This window comes from Nannocystis bainbridge (assembly GCF_028368995.1).
Lineage (GTDB): Bacteria > Myxococcota_A > Polyangia > Nannocystales > Nannocystaceae > Nannocystis > Nannocystis bainbridge.
On sequence record NZ_JAQNDL010000001.1, the window covers coordinates 1,830,444 to 1,848,631 of the forward strand.

Genomic DNA, 18,188 nt, shown 5'->3' on the forward strand with positions numbered 1-18,188 from the left:
GACGGCGGCGCCAGGCGCTGACTGTGAGACGTACGACACGACGTGTCGCGCGCGAACCGCCGCCTGCGGCGAGTGACCGCGCGACCCCAGCCCGGCCGCCCGCTGGCGCCCGCAGGATTCGCGGCCACACTCCGCCACGGACGCGTCCGATGCAGCGAATGACCGGACTCGACGCGAGCTTCCTTTACATGGAGTCGCCGTCGGTGTCGATGCACACAGTCATCCTCATGCTCATGGACGTGTCGCAGGTACCGGGCGGCTACTCCTTCGCCCGGATCAGGCGGCTGTTCGAGCGCCGCGTCCACCTGATCCCCCTGCTCCGGCGCAGGATCGTGGAGGTCCCGGGCGACCTCTACCATCCGGTGTGGATCGAGGATCCCGCGCTCGACCTCTCCCAGCACCTGCGACGGGCGAAGCTGGCGCCCCGCGGCGACAGACGCGCCCTCGAGTCCCTGGTCGGCGAGCTCCTCTCGACTCCCATGAGCCGCGCCCGCCCGCTGTGGGAGATCACGTTCGTCGAAGGCCTCGAAGAGCACCGAGTGGCGCTCCTGTGCAAGGTGCACCACGCGGTCATCGACGGGGCGGCGATGACCACAGTGCTGGAGCGGGTGATGACCAGCGATCGGGACGACCACGTCGTGGCGCCCCCGACGAGCACGTGGGCCGCGGAGCCGCTACCCGGCGCGCGGCAGCTCGTCCTCGACGCGCTCCACGATCGTCTGCGGGGCCTGTCCCGGCTGCCACGCCTCCTCGGAAGGACGGCGCGCGCCGCCGTGCAGCTGTTGCAGCGCACGCGCGGCCACAAGCTCTCGCTCCCCTTCATCGGCCCCCGGACCGCGTTCAACGCCCCGCTCACGCCGCGACGCAGCTTCGCCACGGTCGACCTGCCGCTCGCGGACGTGCTGGCCATCAAGACCCTGACTGGTTGCACGCTCAACGACGTCGTCCTCGGCGTGGTTGCCGGCGCGCTTCGGCGCTATTTGGAGGGCCACGGCGAGGTCCATCGTCGACCGTTGCTGGCGAGCGTCCCGGTCGCCACGGGGGGACTCGAGGACGTGCGTCTCAGCGGAAACAAGGTGTCGAGCCTCCTCGTCTCGCTGCGCACGGATGTCGCCGATCCGCTGGCGCGCCTGCGAGAGATCCACGCGCTCACGGAGGCGGCCAAGGACGCCCACGATCACGAGATCGGCGGCCTGCTCGAGCAATGGAGCGAGTACGCGCGCCCCTGGCTGATGCAGCTGTTCATGAACCAGGTGCTGCCCCGCCTGCCGCGACCGCCGGTCAACCTCGTGATCTCGAACGTGCGCGGGGCGACGGAGACGCGATACCTCGTCGGCTCCGCGCTCGACAGCATTTACCTCGGCGGGCCGCTGCTCGCGCAGATCGGCCTCAACCTCACGGTGTGGAGCTACCGCGACACGCTGCACCTCGCCGCGGTCGGTTGCCCCGACACCCTCCCCGATCTCCGCGCCCTGCTCGCAGAATGCGAGCACGCGCTCGCCGAGCTCGTCGTCGCGGTCCAGAGCGCCGGGCCGGATCGCGGCCATCGCATCCAGTCCCATGAATGACGACGAGACAGACGCCGTTCGGCGCGAACAGGCTCGCAGGCTCATCCTGCTCGCGACGGTGGTAGGCGCGTTCTACCTCTGTTGGTTGATGCTCGAGCCGTTCGTCGACGTGCTCCTGTGGGCAGGGGTGTTGACCTTGACCTTCGAGCCCGTCCACCGGCGAATCCTCGCGCACGTGAGGCGGCCCGACCTGAGCGCCGGGTTGTCGACCCTGTTCGTGGTGGTCGTGATCGGAGCGCCCATGGGTCTCGTGGCGTGGGCGATCGCCCGCGAGATCGCGCCGGCGATCGGGATGCTGCAGACCGGGCTCGGGCAGCTCCTCGACCCCGACTCCGAGCTCACCGGACCGGCGATGCGGTGGCTGGGTCGCCACGTCGACCTGGCGCAGATCCGGCACCAGATCAGCGAACAGCTGCGAGCGCTCGGCATGCAGCTCGCCAACCGGACGCTCGGCGTGCTCGGCAACGTGCTCGGCCTGTTCATTCGGGCGCTGTTCGTCGTATTCGTCGCGTATTACCTGTTCCGCGACGGGAGGATGGTGCGCGACGCGATGGCGAGCGCGATCCCCCTGCAAGACCGACAGACCCGCGAGATCCTGCGCCGAATCGGCGAGGTCGTCGGCGCCAGCGTCCACGGCGTGCTCGTCATCGCGACGCTTCAGGGCGTGCTCGGCGGCCTGGCGTTCGCCGTGCTCGGCGTGCCCTCGGCCATCATCTGGGGGGTGGCGATGGTCTTCCTGTCGCTCATCCCGCTCGCCGGCGCGTTCGTGGTCTGGATCCCGGCGGCGATCTACCTCTTCGCGTCCGGCGCGTGGATAAAGGGCATCCTGCTCGCGCTCTGGGGGGTTCTGGTCATCAGCCTGGTCGACAACTTCCTGCGGCCCCGGCTCGTCGGTAAGCGGGCCAAGCTGCACGAGCTCTTCATCTTCTTCGCGGTGCTCGGCGGATTGCAAGTGTTCGGGCTCATCGGCCTGGTGCTCGGGCCGGTGGTGCTGGCGATCGCCCTCTCGCTGTTCGAGGCGTTCCGCCACCCCGGGGACGCCGCGGCCGCTCCCCCGCCGGATCCGGCTCCGGTGCAGTGATCGCAGTCGCCGAATCGCAGGACCATGGCGAGCCTCACATACACTCTCCAGGTCCTCGGCGTCGTCCTGGGCACCGCGGCGGTGACGAGCCTGGTCTCGCAACGATTCGGGCAACCGCCCATCTTCGGCTATCTGCTCGCAGGTGTCTTGCTGGGGCCGCACATGCCGTGGCAGATGATCGCCGGCCCCGGCGGCGAGGCCCTCACGCACGCCATGTCCGAATTCGGCGTCATCCTCCTGATGTTCGGCATCGGCATCGAATTCAACCTGCGAAAGATCGCCCGCATCGGCCCGTCGACCGGGATGACGGCGCTGTTCGTCGTCGGGCTGATGGTCTCGGGCGGCTACCTGGTCGGTCGAGCGTTCGCCTGGACCAGGGTCGAGAGCCTGTTCATCGGCGGGTGCGTCGCCATATCCTCGACGATGTTCGTCGCCAAGGCGTTCGAGGATCAGCACCTCGGCGGGGAGTTCACGACGGTCACGGTCGCCATCCTCGTGTTCGAGGATCTCATCGCGATCCTGTTGCTCTCGGTGCTGACGGCGCTCGCCGCGGGCGCCGGCCTGTCCGCGACTCAGTTCGCGCTGACCCTCGGCAAGCTGCTCGGGTTCCTCGTCTTGCTGCTCACGGCGGGCCTGCTCGTCGTGCCGCGCTTCGTCCGCCGCATCATCGGACAATATCGGGCCGAGTCCACGCTGATTGCCGGGATCGCCATCTGCTTCATCACGACCGCGCTGACGTCGGCCGCTGGCTATTCGGTCGCGCTCGGCGGGTTCATGGCCGGACTCCTCGTCGCCGAATCGGGGGAGGGCGCCCGCGTCGAGCACGTGGTTCGGCCGCTGCGGGACATCTTCGGCGCGCTGTTCTTCATCGCGGTCGGGATGTCGATCGACCCGTCGCGGCTCGTCGCGCACTGGCTCCCCGTGCTCGCGCTCACCGCCCTCGTGCTCGTCGGGAAGGTCGCCAGCGTCTCGCTCGGCGCGGTCCTGTTCGGTCATGGGCTGCAAACTTCCGTGCGCGCAGCGATGAGCCTCGCGCAGATCGGCGAATTTTCGTTCATCATCGCCGGGCTGGGCATCGCCTCCGGGGTCACCCGCGAGTTCATCTTTCCGGTCGTCGTCGGCGTCTCCCTGCTCACGTCCGTGATCACGCCGTGGATGGTGCGGCGCTCCCAGGACGCCGCCGCCGCGCTCGAGGCGCGCCTGCCCGTCAGGCTGCGCCTCCTGCTGGCGATCTACGTGGCGTGGACCCAGCGCCTGTGGTCCGCCCCGCCGGTGTTCACGGCGAGGGGCCGCCTCGCACGGGACGCGCTGTTTCTGGTGGTCGACGCGGTGTTGCTCGTCGCCGTGCTCGCGGGATCGAGCCGGGGCCGAGACGCGCTCGAGGCCCTCGTGTCCCGCCGCCTCGCGCTTCCGGCGACGCTCGTGAGCGTCGTGTGGATCGCGGCGACGCTGCTGTTCGCCGGCCTGTTCTTCGTCGGTGTTCTCCGACGCAGCGCGGCGCTCGCCCGCACCCTCACGGATGACACCGTGCGCCATCACGAGCCCGACGCGCCGGAGGACCGGCGAGCGCCGTGGTCCGCGCTGACCGTCATGATCGAGCTGGCCGTGCTCTTCATCGTCGGCGTACCGCTGGTGATCGTCTCCCAGCCGTTCGTCCCCTTCCGTTCGGGCGTGCTCGTCCTGGTGCTGGTCGTCGCCGTCCTCGCTCACAAGGTGTGGCAGGGCATCACCACGCTCGAGGAACATACCCATGCCGGCGCCGAGCTCATCGTCCAGGTGCTGGCGCGTCAGGGACGCGAGCCCGTCGAGGTCGCCGAGCCACCGCAACCAGCGCCCGATCTGCCTGGCTTGGGACGGATCCGCCTCGAGGCGGGCAGCATCGTCGCCCGGAACGGACTCGACCCATTCGACATTGCGTCGCGCAGCGGCGCGCGAGTCGTCGCCATCGAGCGCGAGGGGGTCGGTGCGCTCCTACCGGCGCCGCGACAACCGCTCGAACCGGCCGACGTTCTCGTCCTCCTCGGCCCCGAAGCAGCGCTCGCGGCAGCGCGAATCATCCTCCACGCCGACCCGAAGCCTTGAGGCTCGCCCTTCGGCGCACTGGCCCTGATGCGTGACATCCGGGGCCGCGATGATCGCCCGTCCCGGGCCGGCGTCGTGAAGGCGAGGTCGACGTGCCCGTTCAACGCGCCTGCAGCCGGACCCCGCGGAGGCGCGCCAGCTCGACCGCCGCCTCCGCGTGATCCCACACCGTCGATACCCACGTGTCGCCCTCCACCCGCGACACGAGCGCAGCGACCAGCGCCTCTGGCGTGTGCGTGGCTTCGAGCGCCAGCGCCAGCGTGCGAGCGCTCGCGGCGTGGCCGATCGTCCCGAGGTCGTCGTCCGCCGCGTACTCGACGTGCACGACCACCCCCTGACCCAGCGGCGAGAAGTCGACCGGGGCCGCCAGCATGGCGCTGTGGATCGCCAGCACCCGCAGCGCCGGCAACCGTGACTCGCGCAGGAACGCATCGAGCAGCCCCTCGCCCAGGCCCTCGAGCAGCACCTCTTCGAGGCTCTCGCTGACGATCGCCGGCAGCGTCGGCGACAGGCTGTGGACCCCCAGCTCGACCAGCCGCGGCAGCCCCCGCACCGCCTCCGCGAGCCCGTCCAGCTCGTCGAGCACGACGATCAGCGACTGCAACCACGGCAGCGGATGCCTGGCGATCGTCGCCAACCACAGCGCATCGTCGACATCGTGGAGCTGGCGCAGCACCGGCCAGATCGCCGTCTGCGGCAGCGCCTCCGCCTGGTCCGCCGTCAGCGTCCCCCGCACCAGCAGCGCCCGCTGCCCGATCCACTCCGGCTCCTCGTCCCCCTCGTCGTCGACCACGCTCCCGTACAGCAGCTCCGTCTGCCGATCCCAGTACGGCGGCTCCACGCTCCCGACCGCCGCCCACGGCGCGTCGTCGACCGTCGCCACGCTCCACACGAGCGGGCGCCCGTCGGGCCAGTGTGTCGGGCGCTCGCCGCGTTCGAGCCGTCCCACCAGCCAGCACGCCTCCTCCGCGGTCAGCAGGTGCCGCGCCGTCGCCTCGAACGGCTCGCTCCCGCCGTCGAGCAGCTCGAGGATCTCCGGCGTGTCGCTGGCCCCGAGCGGGCTCTCGCCGTCCATGCGGATCAAGAACCCCGAGCCCACCGCCTCCTGATCCTCGTCGAACCCCGTCCAGTGGATCGCCGCATACGTCCGTCCGACCTGCACCGCGATCTCGAGGTTGTCCCAATGCTCCCGCGGGTCGGCGAACAGCCGCGCGAGCGCCTCCTCCGTCCTGCTGCCCGAGTCGCCCCCGTCATCGATCGTCACTGTCATGATCTTCTCCACCGGAGGACGACCACGCAATGCGCCTCCATGCTCGCCAGCCGTCCTTCGACATCCGCCATCCCTCGCACTGTAGCGCGTCCCGGCGCCCTTTGTTGACGGGTCACGCCGGTGCCCCGACGAACTTGAAGACCGTGCTGCCGATCTTCAGGAGGTCGCCGGTGGCCAGGCGCGCCTCCTCGACCTGCTCGTCGTGGACGTAGGTGCCGTTGGTGCTGTGGTTGTCGACGACCCACCAGCCGTCGTCGCGCGGCTCGAGGCGGGCGTGGCAGCGCGAGACGGAGTCGCTGCCCAGCACGATCGTGTTGTCGAGGCCGCGCCCGACGGTGACGCCCGCCGGGTTCAGCATGAAGGAGCGACCGACGAGCTCGGTGTCCAGCGAATAGAGGACCACGAGGGCTTCGACGTGTTTGGGGGCGCCGGGTCCGTACGAGAACAGGCGATCGGCCCAGTCGCGCACGGGGTCCGGGCGGCCGAGCTGTACGGTCCGGACGCCGCCGTCCGTGAGCGGCTTGGGGATGGCGATGCACTGCCCCGCGAACGCGCGGACCTCGGCGTCGGCGACGGTCTCGCAGTAATAGACGCGCTCGTTGCATTGCTGGCACATCCGGACCGACTCGCTGTCGGAGGGCGCGAGCGTCTCCCACCGCTTGGGGCAGGCGAAGGCGAAGCGGACCCGCGGCGCGGCCTGTCTGGCGCCCTCGCTGCCGCAGTTCATGATCGCTTCGCGCAGCAGCGCGTCGGCGTAGTCGCGGCCGATCTCGCGCGCCAGCGCGACGAACCGGGTGAGCACGGCGGGGTCGTCGGTCGCCTTTGAATGGAGGGCGACCTCGAGGCGCAGCCACTCGGCGCGCTCGGGGTCCCTGCCCTCGACGAGCGCCGCGTAGGCGAGACGATCGGCGTCGCCGAGCGTTTGGTCGAACGCTTTGTGAATGAACGGCCGCTCGTCGTCGAGGCGCAGGTATTCGGCGATGCGACGCGGCTCCTCGGCCATGATGTGTGAATAGCACGGACGGCCACGGACGGCCTTCACCGCGAAGCCGAGATCGACCCTTCACCGGGCCACGCTGTGGCCGGCGCCGCCCGGCCATCGAGACAAGCGGAGGGGTGAAGATGGGCAAGTTCGAGCCACGGGCAACAACACGCACGCCGGCGGACCTCCGGTGGCCAGGCCGACGCCGGCGACGATCTCGACGACACGCTCCAGGGTCGTCGCACGCTCCCCTGTCGGCAAAAAGGCTTGAATCTCCACGCGCGTACGGTACAGAAGGCGCCCGCATGAACGAGGAAGCTGCACCCGCGCGCCGACTCACCCGGGCCGCCCAGCGCAAGCTCAACGAGCTCATCGCGCAGGGCGTGCCGCTCGCTAGCGCGATGATGCAGGTGCGCGCCGAGCCCGGCGCGTTCGAGCCAATCGCGCCGGCCGAAACACCCGCACCCATCCCGCGGCCCGCGTGGTCCGGCGATCGCACCGACTGGGAGCGCGCGGTCGAGAAGCTCCAGATCTTGCGTGAGCTCGATCGCGGGTACACGACATTCGGCGCCCGGACCCACCGGTACCTCCTGCGCCCGACGGCCACCACGCGCCAGCTCGCGGCGATCGAAAAGAAGCTCGGCGCGAAGCTTCCGCCCGGCCTGCACGCGTTCTATCTCGATGTCGGCGACGGCGGCGCGGGACCCGACTTTGGCCTGTTCGCCGCGGCGGAGCTCAAGGGCCGCCGTCCAGCCACCGCGTACCCGGGGATCGAGGCGTTGCGCGCGCTCGGCGTGCGCACCGAGGCGCAGCCGCCCGAGCCGACGAGCGCCAACCTGTCGCCGTCGCGGCTGACCGGCATCGTCACGCTCCTGTTCTCGGGATGCTCGCTCTACTCCGGCGTGGTGTGTACCGGTGACGTCGGGCGCATCGTGCACTGGGACGACGACCGTATCGTCGAGACCGACGACACCCTCGTCGCCTGGTACGAGCGCTGGCTCGACGACGAGATCGCGCAGTTCAGGCTGGTCGAGCGGCTGCGCGACGAGGGCGCCACGAGCGACGCGCTGGTCAGCGCGATGAAGCGGCTGTTGCCCCCCGGCATGTCGCCCGCCGCCAAGTCGTCGCGCGCGCGCGAGCTGGTGGATGCGAAGCTCCGCGGGCTCTCGCCGGAGGAGGCGGACGAGGCGACTGCCGGCGACGGCGAGGTTCAGAGGTAGTGGATGTCGAAGTAGCCGTGGCGGACCGCGGCTGCCCGAGCGCCGCCGAGCGCTGGCTCGACCGCGGAACGCGACCACGCGCGCTGCGTCGAGCGCCCCGGGTGCATCGCCGGCGGGGCGCCTTCGCCCGCTTCTATCCCGGAGGACAGCTCATCCTCGCCTTCGAGTCCGGCCAGCCGTGGTCCGACGCCGGGTCGTACGGCGACCGTTACGGCGGGATCCAGATCATGGCGCCGACCGCAGATCCGCTGCGCTGGGTCATGGTCGGCCTCGAGTTCGATTACCGCAGCCACGACAAGACCTTCGTCCCTCACGACGTCGTCTGGCACCCGCGCGGCGCCCTCGCGTGGTTGCACGAGGGATGTCTCTACGGCCAGGTGCTCGCCCACCCGCGCGGCGAGCTGGACTTCTACAGCTGGCCGCGGCGTGACCAGGAGCTCCCGCTCGAGCTCGTCCTCGACCGCTGGGGCGACTGGCGCAGCCTCGAGCTCGACGAGGCGGGCCGGATCCTCACCGCCCGCGACGCCGCCGGCTGCGACCGCTACGACCTCGTCGACGGCCTGCACGCCCGCGACGACGGCGCCTGGGAGCCCCTCGAAGTCGCCTGACCGGCATTGTAGCGAGCTGTCTCGAAGGACATCTCGTTCTCGCGCAGAGCACGCCCGCCACTGCCCTCGCCGCTCCTGTTCCCGCCTGGCGCGACCCGCGGCCCGCGCTCGGCGACCGCCGCCACGAGCCCGACCGCGCAGGCGCAACCTCCGGCCCCGTGGCCCGTCGGCGATCGCCAGGAGGTCGCATGTGAGCAGGCCTCGGGCGCGGTGCTCACAATGCGCGTGCAGCGAACGGGATGCGGCCGTCGCCGAGAAGATTCGACGAGGGGGTAAACGAAAACTCGAGGGTCCGGAGAATAAAGGACAGATTCATGGCTCCCCTGCCCCTCCCGCCCCGGCACCTCCCCGAGCCTCTGCGCCCGCGCGGAGGTCGTCGTCGCGGGTATCGCGGGCATGGGCGGGTGCTCGCCGACAAACTACGAACGGCCGTTCGTGGACGGCTGTCTCACCTGCGGCGCGCAGACGGTCACGAGCGTCGTCCCACCGGGTGCGAGCCCGGCCGACAGTCCAACCGGCGCACGTCGTGCAGCCCGCGCGCGGATGACTCTGGCGTCAAAGTGGATCTGCGTCGACGGGGTGACATGCGGCACGACAGGCGCACGAGCTCCCGGCCTCCACCCTTTTCAGCTTGGCTTGATCCTTGGCTTGTTTGCGGACAGGAGGGAGGGCGCAGCGCCGAGGACCGGACCCTCGAATCAGGTCTTCGGCGGCTCGCTCACGCCACGCGAGAATAATAGCACTTCGGGCCCTCGATTCTCTCCTTCAACTGCCAGTCCCCGCGCCGGCGAACCGCCGCCTGCTCGGTATGTTTCGTCGCGACCGCAATTCGAGCGGTATCGGCGAGCTGCGGGACCCGAGGGCGGAACGAGGGGTTTCGTCGCCGCGCTGGCGAATGCAGGCAGGACAATCACGTTCGCCCGGCGCATGTCCGTTGCGGTTCTGATGGCGGCGAGTTCGGCCCGTGCTACATGCGATGCATGCGTTTTATTTATTCCTGCTTCGCGCTTGCGGTCCTCCTTGCTTGTGAGAACGCAACCACCCATCCGCACCTCGACACCTCCACCGATACGGAGAGCGAGGCGCCGGCGAGCACCACCGACTCCGCCGAGCCAGTGACCCCCACGAGCACCTCCGCGACCGAGGGCGTCGAGCCGCACAGCACCGAGGATTCGACGACCGGTGATACCAGCACCACGGTGTTCCCGGGGACGGGGACCGTCGATCCCGACGAGCCTGCGGAATCGAGCACGACGCTGTTCGAGAGCGACACCGACGATACCGCCAGCGCGAGCGACACCGACGAACCTCCCGAGGAGACTTCCACGGGCAGCGATCCGCAGTCGTGCGTGGGCGCGGCGAGCCCGGTCAAGGCCGAGGTCCTCGCCTATCTCGAATCGCAGATCGAAGGCGACACGGGCGGCGAGCCGGGCCGCCTGTACCTGCGATTCTCCAGCCAGAGCTTCACCTGCGCCGATCCTCACGCCGAGCTCGCGTGCGGCCACAATTGGGACGTGTCGCTGCAGATCCCGGGCGAGTTCCAGGCCCCCGGCGTCTACGCGCTCGCCGACGGCCCGATCGGCGCGATCGCCCGCTCGAACGACGGCGGCGACGTTTGTCAGGAGGCCGAGGGCGCGGTGTCGGGCACGCTCGAGATCGATGCGATCGACGACGCGTCCGTCACCGGCCGGCTCTGCAACCTGCGAGCGTACGGTATCGAGGGACAGATCGTGCTCGATGGCACGTTCGTGGCGCCGCGCTGCGCGCAGTGATTACGCGGGCCCACATCGGCCGAGCGCCGCCTCGATCGCGGCGCTCGACGATGCCGCGCTCGGCCGCGCTGTCGCCGTCGGGTGCAAAGCCAGCCGAATGCCACCGTGGAGCCCTCTCTCCATCATTCGCAAAAATCGTTGCCCCCGGCCCGGAAGTCATGTCACCCGGGCATGCAGTGAACGGGCGAACGCCCCGAGCTCGGGCTGATAGATTGATCGCATGCCACTATTTATTCCCTCGTCATGCCTCACGCTGCTCGCGCTGCTCGCTGCCACGGATGCCACCGGCGCGAGACCCAACTTCGACGTGTGGGCGGCCCACCCCGAGGTGACGCCGACTCCTGTCTCTGGCGATTCCGCGGTCGCCCGCGCGCCCGGTACGCCCTCGTTGATGTGGATCCCTCGCGGCCAGCCGCAGCCGGCGTCGCGCTCTCCCGAGGCGGCTGCGCGCGCGCAGCTGGAGCGTCACCTCGATGCGTATGGCGTCACGCCTGACGTGCTGGCCGGGGCACGGACCCTCTTCGTGCACGACACCGGGCGCGGCGGCATCATCGTCGCCCTGCGGCAGACCGTCGACGGCATCGACCTCCATCACGGCGACGTCAAGCTGCTGCTCGACCGTTCGCTGCGCCTCCTCGCCGTCTCCGGGTCACTGCACCCCGGTGCGCACCCGGGCGCCGCGCGACCGTTCGCGTCCGCTCCCGACGCCGCGATCGCGGCGGCCCTGCGCGACCTCCACGGCGTCGCCGTGCCGCTCGTCGAGATCGAGGGGCGACATTCGTGGCGACGCTTCGCGGCGGCGAGCGGAGCGACGGCCGGCCAGGGCCTGCGGCTGGTCGCGCCGGCGCGGGCGCGGCCGGTCTACTTCCCGACCGGCGAGGCGCTCGTCGCCGCCTACCTCGTCGAGCTGCAGACCCGGCTCGGGGCGAGCGACGAGGTGTTTCAATACGTCGTCGCCGCCGCCGACGGCCGGCTGTTGATGCGCCGCGACGGCACCGTGTATGCCCATCAGTATCGCGTGTACGCCGATCCCGCCGATCGGCGGCCGCTCGACGGTCCGCTCGCCGACTTCAACCCCCACCCGACCGGCTTCCCCAACGTCCTCCCGGACGGCTACTCCGACGCCGCGCTCGTCACGGTCGAGGGCCTCAACACCAACCCCGAGGGCGTCTCCGATCCCTGGCTGCCCGCGAACGCCACCCAGACTGTCGGCAACAACGTCGACGCCTACACCGATCCCCTCGACACCGACCCGGTCGACAATCGTTTTCGTGCCACCGTCACCGCCCCCGGCGTGTTCGATCGCGCTTACGACTTCACGAAGGCGGCCACCACCAGCGGTGCGCAGATGATGGCCGCGCTGACGCACGCGTTTTACGTCACCAACTGGCAGCACGACTGGTGGTACGACTCGGGCCTGGTCGAGGCGACCGGCAACGCGCAGTCCGACAATTTCGGGCGCGGCGGCGAGGCTGACGACCCGATGCTGGTCGAGGTCCTGAACGGGTGGGAGATCGGCCTGCGCAACAACGCCAGCATGTTGATCACGCTCGACGGCGCCGCGCCGCGCCTGCGCCTGCGCCTGTTCGACGGGATCCGCAAGCTCAGCGACCTTTCGGTGGAATCGCTGGGTCTGGTGCTCGACGGCCAGATCGCCGAGTTCGGGCCCGCGGCCTACGACGTCACCGCGCCGCTGGTGCTCGCCAACGACGGCGCTGGCGCGGACCTCAACGACGCTTGTGAACCGCTGAACAGCGACGTGAAGGGCAAGATCGTGCTGCTCGACCGGGGCGAGTGCATCTTCGAGGCCCAGGCCCGGAACGCCCTCAACGCCGGCGCGGTGGGGGTGCTGATCGCCGACGACGTCGCAGCCGACGAGCCGGTCGTGCCGCTCGACGACCTCACGGTCCTCAACCCCAACATCCCGACCCTCGGCCTCACCCTCGCCGAGGGCGACATCCTCAAGGCCGCGCTCGAAGGCCCCGAGTTCACCGTGCACATGGCCGCGGAGGAGGGCCCGACCCGCGACGCGGCCCTCGATTCGCTGCTGATCGCGCACGAGTTCGGCCACTTCGTGCACAACCGCCTCGGCGACGCGAGCGGCCAGACCTACCTCGCCGCGGGCGAGGGGTGGTCCGACTTCCTCGCCATGCTGATGAGCGTGCGCGAGGGCGACGATCTGCACGGCGTGCTCAACTGGTCGCCCTGGGCCTCGATCGACCCGACCCAGTTCTTCAACTCGCGCCAGTACGCCTATTCGACCGACTTCGCCGTCAATCCGCTGACCTTCCGCCACATCGGCGACGACGTGCAGCTGCCCGAGGGCCCGCTGTTCAGCCCGAACGGCTTGCTCAACAGCCAGCAGCACAACGCGGGGCAGGTGTGGGCGGAGATGCTGTGGGACAGCTACGTCGCGCTGCAGGAGCTACACGCCGACGACCTCGGGTTCGAGGCCGTCCGGCGCAGGATGTCGGACTACGTCGTCGCCGGCATGATGCTCGCGCCGTACGAGCCGACCATCACCGAGCGGCGCGACGCGTTGCTCATGGCGATCTCCGCCACCAGCGAGGACGACATGCTCGCGGTCGCCGCGGCCTTCGCCGATCGCGGGGCGGGCACCTGCGCCGAGTCGCCGCCGCGGTGGTCGACGACCTTCGAGGGCGTGGTCGAGGACTACGAGGTGCGCGGCCGCGGCGTGTTGCTCGGCGCCAGCTTCGACGACAGCGTCCTCTCGTGCGACGGGGACGGCATCCTCGACGACGGCGAGCGCGGTCGTGTCGCGTTCGAGGTCTACAATGGCGGCGTCGTGCCTCTCGCCGGCGCGACGGTCGAGATCGTCGATCCGCCGCCGGGCCTGGTGTTCCCCGACGGGCCCGTCGTGGCCCTGCCCCAGCTCGCGCCGCAGCAGACGAGCCCGCATACGATCGCCGTGGCGCTGGACCCCGGCATCACCGAGCCGACGCGCGTGGCGCTGCGCGTGCGACTGACGGCCCCCGGTGGTTGCGAGGGGCCGGTCGAGCAGGTCGTGCACGCGACGCTGAGCGCCGACGTCGCGCTCACCGGCGCGAGCGAGGACGACGTCGAGGTCGCCGCCGTCTGGACCGCCACCGGCGACTTCGGCGCGTCGGTGTGGGCGCGCGAGTCCGGGCCCGACGGTCACGCGTGGCACGGCAATGACCTCGGCACGCTGACCGACACCGCGCTCGTCTCGCCGGCCTTCACGGTCGCCGAGGACCAGGACTTCTCGCTCGCCTTCGACCACGCCTACTCCTTCGACGCCACGTTCGGCTACGCGTGGGACGGCGGCGTCATCGAGCTGTCCGACGACGACGGCGAGACCTGGAAAGACGTCGCCGAGATCATCGGCGGCGTCGGCTACAACGACACGATCATCAGCGCCGAAAACCCGCTCGTCGGTCGCGCCGCGTTCGCCCTGATGAGCCCGGGTCACCCGCAGCTGAACCCCGTCGTCCTCGATTTCGGCCAGGCGCTGGCCGGCCAGACGCTGCGCGTGCGCTTCCGGATCGGCACCGATACGGTGCTCGGCCAGGCTGGCTGGACGCTCGACAACTTCCGCTTCCAGGGGATCGTCGACAGTCCGTTCCCGCGCCTGGTCCCAGACGCCGGCGTCTGCCTGCCCGGTGAGGAGCCCACGACCAGCGACACCGGCGAGTCGACCGGCCCCGGCGAGCCGACCAGCGGCTCGGGCGAGCCGACCGGCGGGACCGGCGAGTCGACGGATACTTCGAACGAAGCCTCCGACTCCGGGGGCATGAGCAGCGGTGCGGAGACCGGCTGCGGCTGCGTCGCCGATCCCCGCGGCGGCTGGCTGACCGGGCTGGCGCTGCCGCTCCTGGCGCTGCGCCGCCGTCGCCGGGTCACGTAAATCCGGGCGCGGCGACAATGTGCATACCGCGGCGACTCGGCGCCGCGGTCCATGGCAACCGTCACGGGCCCGGAGCAAGGGCGGGCGATCGCCTCCCGTCGAGCGGTGGGACTGCGGCGTCGTCGCGGGCGCACAGCCGTGACAGCGCCGCCGCCAGCGCTGGCGCGCTCACGTCGACCACCTCGCGCAGCACGCCGCTGGTAGCCCCTGCCATGCCGCGCGGGCTACGCTCCTCCAGCGGGCGCATCAAATCGTATTCGTGGGACCACAACCGCTCGTGGGTCCGGCTGTCCAGCAGCTCGAGCGCGAGCCGCAGGTGGGCGGCCCACCGCGTCCTGGTGAGGTCGACCTCCTCGAGCGCCAGCACGCGCCCCTGCAAGACCGCGTCGATCGACGCGTCGTACTCCCGCTCCACCCGCACGAACCAACCGCTCGTGGCATACCCGTCGCGCAGCGCGTCGCTCACCAGGATCCCGGGCGACACGACCCACTCATGGTATTCGTAGCGCTGGAGCTGATACTCGGACTCGCGATAGATCATGCGCACGTCGTCGTACGCCCCGGCCACCTGCATGTCTCTCACCAGCAGACTCGCGCACGCCTGCGGCTCGCTATCCGGGGGCAACATGCCGGGCCCGGCGGGCAGCTCCACGCGGTAGAGATGCGTGTTCGGAGCCATGGGCGCACACGCGAAGATGGCGGCGGCCACGGCCGCTCGAAGGCGCTTCATCGCAGCTCGCGCTCCCTGGGCGGCTTCGAGTGGAGCAGCAAGCTCGGCCGCGCCCGCAACGCCCGCACGAGAGCCCGGGCGTCCTGCGACACTCCGCGGATGTTGCCGATCGCCGCGCGCACGTCGTCTTCGTTCGCGTTCAGGATCGACCCCGCCACGACGAGCAGGCGCGAGAGCTCGAGGGACGCGCTGTCGGCGTGCTCCAGCGCTGTCGAGGCCCGCTGCGCGAAGGATTCGCCGGCGTGGGCCAGATCGCCGAAGTAGGCGCGCCCCTGGCTCAACAGCTGCCCGATCTGCTCGCTGGCCGAATCGAGCCGCTTCGCCGCGCGCGCGCCGTGCATGAGGAGCGCCGCCATGTGCCGTGGGTCGACGGCGTCGACGACCGCGGCGACCCGATCGGGATCGACCGCCGCGATCACCTTCTGCGCGTCCCGGACGGCCTGCCGCGCCTCCGCGACCAGCGTCTTCACCTCGTCGCCGAGCCCGCTCGCGTGCGCCTCGAGGGCCTCGAGCGTCGTCTCCCCGCGAGGGATGGTGCTCCCGGGAGCCAGCCGGCCACCGGCGAGCGTGCCTCCCGTGATGTCGATGGCGCGCTGGCCGGTCACTCCGACCCGTTGAAAGTAGGCCTTCGACGCCGCGGGGATCTCGATGCCGGGCTCGATCTTCAGATCGATCCGCACGCGGCCGAAATCGCTGCGATCGAGGGTGATGGCGGCCACCTTGCCGATCTCGACCCCGCGCATCGTGACGGCGGACTCGCGATCGATGCCCAGGGCCCCGCCGCTCGTGACGATGTGATACGCGGCGGTCGCTCGCCCCAGGCGCAGCCCGCCCACCAGCACGAGCGCCAGCACCATGACCGTGACGACGCTGACCACGAAGATCCCGAGCTTCACGGCTTGAGTGCGGCTGCGGGTCATGCTCGCTTCGACTCCTGAGACTCCCGGGTCGGCTCGCCGTGAAACAGCGCCTGCACGTCGAGGTCCTCGCTGCGCTCCAGCGTCGCAGGCGTACCGACGGCGCAGATGCCCCCGGCAGCGAGCACGACCGTGCGGTCCGAGAGCGTCCTGACCATCTCCATGTCGTGGGTGACGAGGATGACGGTGGAGCCCTGGTCGTCGCGCAAGCGCGTGAACTCGCGGCCCAGGACCGCGGCGTTGATCGGGTCGAGGCTGGAGGTCGGCTCGTCGCAAAAGACGAGCTCGGGGGCGAGCACGTTGGCGCGCGCCAGCGCGACGCGTTTGGCCTGGCCGCCCGAGATCTCTTGCGGCATGCGTTCGGCCAGATCGGCCACACCGAGCCTCGCGAGCTCGATGAGCGCCAGCTCCTGGATCACCGCGTCGGGCAGATCGGTGAGCTTGCGACCCGGGAACATGACGTTGTCGAGGACCGACATCGAGCTGAACAGCGCGTCGCTCTGGAACAGCACGCCCACGCGCGACAGCAGGCGCCCCCGCGAGCGCGGGCGCGTCGCGTAGAGGTCCTGGCCGAACAGGCACACCGCGCCCGCGGCCGGCTCGAGCAGCCCCACCATGGCGCGCAGCAGCGTCGACTTGCCGCTGCCCGAGCCGCCGATGACGCTGACGATCTCGCCCGTGTCGATGCGCAGGTCGACCCCTGTCAAGATCGGCAGCTCGCCGTATCCGACGACCACGTCCCGCAGCTCCACGAGCGCCGCCGAGCTCATTGCGCCATCGTCCATAGCGTGGTCACGATGCTGTCGACGATCATGACGAAGAGGATGCTGGCGACCGCGGCGCGCGTGGCCGCGATGCCGATGCTGAGCGCTCCGTACCCGCTGTGGAGCCCGGTGAAGGCGCTGGCGAGCCCGATCACCCACCCGAACAGCACGGACTTGACCGTGCCGAGCCACAGGTCGCCGAGCGTCATCTCTCGCAGCATCGTCTCGAACGCCGCCATCCAGTGCGGGTCGAGCCACACCGTCACCAGCAAGCCGCCGAGGATGCCGCTGGCGGTCGCTATCAGCGAGAGCGCCGGGGTGACGAGCGTGATGGCGAACAGGCGCGGGACCACCAGGTGCCGCACCGGCGAGATGCCCATGACGCGCAGCACGTCGTTCTCCTGGCGCATCTCCATCGTCGACAGCTGCGCGGCGATGGCCGGGGCCGTGCGACTGGCCAGCAGGATCGCCACGATGAACGGCGCGAACCCGCGGGCCATGCCGATGCCGACGAACTCCAGCACGACCGACTCGGTGCCGTAGTAATGCATCTGCACCCAGGTCTGGAAGTCGAGCACCAGACCCAGCAAAAAGCTCATCGTCGCGGCGATGGGCAGCGCGTCGGCCCCCATGAGCTCGAGCTGCTCCACGACATCGCGCCAGGCGAAGGTGCGGCGCCCCACCACGGCCCCGGCGGCGCCCTGCATCGCCTCGATGACCATGTCGGCCAGCGTCAACAGGCCGCTCCACCAAGCGAAGCACGATCGGCCCAGGCTCTCGAGCACGCCCGGCTCCGGCGGGTGTTTTGGGGGGTCAGGCTCCGGCGTTTCGGCGAGCACGCGCATGACCTCGGGCGTGGCGCCGTGCAGCTCGACGGCGACGCCCGAGCGCCTCAGCCGGCGCGTGACGGCGCGCAGCGTGGCGACGCCCGTGCTGTCGATCTGGCGCAGCGCGGACAGATCGAGCCGGAGGACGGCGGGTCGGGTCCGGGCGTGAATCTCGAGCTCATGCAGCAGCGAGCGCGGCCGTATCGCGTCGAGGCGCACGTCCATGGCCGGCAGTCTGACAAAGAGGCCAGCCCCGACCAGCGGCCGACCAGGAGAACACCCGCTGGCTCCCCATGCGGGCGACCCGCGACGCGCCGCTCCCGCCCTGCACCGCCCCACGTTCGCGGCCACCGCCAGATCGCCGCCCGCCTCCGTCGAGCTCGGCGGGGACTGGCAGGCGCGGCGGTCATGCGCCTCGCTCGGGCCCGGCGCGGGGGCATCGCTCGCTCGATTGCAGCGAGCACCCGAACGCGTGCGACCC

13 protein-coding genes are annotated in these 18,188 nt (G+C 70.6%); 7 read left to right on the forward strand and 6 right to left on the reverse strand.

The window, feature by feature from the left end; genetic code table 11:
* Window positions 1-158 precede the first annotated feature (158 nt).
* The 3 genes from POL25_RS07080 to POL25_RS07090 are packed head-to-tail and all read left to right on the forward strand — an operon-like array spanning window position 159 to window position 4,731.
* Window positions 159-1,568, forward strand: coding sequence for a WS/DGAT/MGAT family O-acyltransferase (locus tag POL25_RS07080; RefSeq protein WP_272085139.1), 1,410 nt, complete (start codon window positions 159-161; stop codon window positions 1,566-1,568).
* A gap of 58 nt (window positions 1,569-1,626) precedes the next feature.
* Window positions 1,627-2,649: an AI-2E family transporter gene (locus tag POL25_RS07085; protein WP_506417449.1), complete on the forward strand. Its 1,023-nt coding sequence runs from the start codon at window positions 1,627-1,629 to the stop codon at window positions 2,647-2,649.
* A 24-nt stretch (window positions 2,650-2,673) separates the two neighbouring features.
* Window positions 2,674-4,731, forward strand: a complete 2,058-nt coding sequence (locus POL25_RS07090) for a cation:proton antiporter domain-containing protein (protein WP_272085141.1) — start codon at window positions 2,674-2,676, stop codon at window positions 4,729-4,731.
* 100 nt (window positions 4,732-4,831) lie between these two features.
* Here POL25_RS07090 and POL25_RS07095 read toward each other — a convergent pair whose 3' ends face one another.
* Window positions 4,832-6,001, reverse strand: coding sequence for a hypothetical protein (locus POL25_RS07095; RefSeq protein WP_272085142.1), 1,170 nt, complete (start codon window positions 5,999-6,001; stop codon window positions 4,832-4,834).
* Window positions 6,002-6,113: 112 nt separating this feature from the next.
* Entirely contained in the window at window positions 6,114-7,004 is an 891-nt protein-coding gene (locus tag POL25_RS07100) for an FHA domain-containing protein (protein WP_272085143.1), read from the reverse strand.
* 284 nt (window positions 7,005-7,288) lie between these two features.
* Here POL25_RS07100 and POL25_RS07105 point away from each other — a divergent pair, with 284 nt between their 5' ends.
* From POL25_RS07105 to POL25_RS07120, 4 genes are all read left to right on the forward strand, one after another.
* Window positions 7,289-8,203 carry an SMI1/KNR4 family protein gene (locus POL25_RS07105; RefSeq protein ID WP_272085144.1) on the forward strand — a complete coding sequence of 305 codons (915 nt, stop codon included), beginning with the start codon at window positions 7,289-7,291 and terminating at the stop codon, window positions 8,201-8,203.
* Between the two features lie 101 nt (window positions 8,204-8,304).
* Window positions 8,305-8,811: a hypothetical protein gene (locus POL25_RS07110; RefSeq protein WP_272085145.1), complete on the forward strand. Its 507-nt coding sequence runs from the start codon at window positions 8,305-8,307 to the stop codon at window positions 8,809-8,811.
* 980 nt (window positions 8,812-9,791) lie between these two features.
* The gene (locus tag POL25_RS07115; protein WP_272085146.1) at window positions 9,792-10,583 is read left to right on the forward strand and encodes a hypothetical protein; all 792 of its coding nucleotides are present in this window, start codon (window positions 9,792-9,794) and stop codon (window positions 10,581-10,583) included.
* A gap of 220 nt (window positions 10,584-10,803) precedes the next feature.
* Window positions 10,804-14,469, forward strand: coding sequence for a M36 family metallopeptidase (locus tag POL25_RS07120; protein WP_272085147.1), 3,666 nt, complete (start codon window positions 10,804-10,806; stop codon window positions 14,467-14,469).
* Between the two features lie 61 nt (window positions 14,470-14,530).
* Here POL25_RS07120 and POL25_RS07125 read toward each other — a convergent pair whose 3' ends face one another.
* From POL25_RS07125 to POL25_RS07140, 4 genes are read right to left on the reverse strand one after another with little or no spacing between them, the layout of a single operon-like run.
* On the reverse strand, window positions 14,531-15,178 hold the full coding sequence (locus POL25_RS07125; RefSeq protein ID WP_272085148.1) for an ABC-type transport auxiliary lipoprotein family protein: 648 nt from the start codon (window positions 15,176-15,178) through the stop codon (window positions 14,531-14,533).
* A gap of 17 nt (window positions 15,179-15,195) precedes the next feature.
* Window positions 15,196-16,119, reverse strand: a complete 924-nt coding sequence (locus tag POL25_RS07130; RefSeq protein ID WP_272085149.1) for an MlaD family protein — start codon at window positions 16,117-16,119, stop codon at window positions 15,196-15,198.
* Window positions 16,116-16,886, reverse strand: coding sequence for an ABC transporter ATP-binding protein (locus POL25_RS07135; RefSeq protein WP_272085150.1), 771 nt, complete (start codon window positions 16,884-16,886; stop codon window positions 16,116-16,118). The genes POL25_RS07130 and POL25_RS07135 overlap by 4 nt, the downstream gene beginning before the upstream one ends.
* Window positions 16,883-17,932, reverse strand: a complete 1,050-nt coding sequence (locus tag POL25_RS07140; protein ID WP_272085151.1) for an ABC transporter permease — start codon at window positions 17,930-17,932, stop codon at window positions 16,883-16,885. The genes POL25_RS07135 and POL25_RS07140 overlap by 4 nt, the downstream gene beginning before the upstream one ends.
* Between the last annotated feature and the right edge of the window lie 256 nt (window positions 17,933-18,188).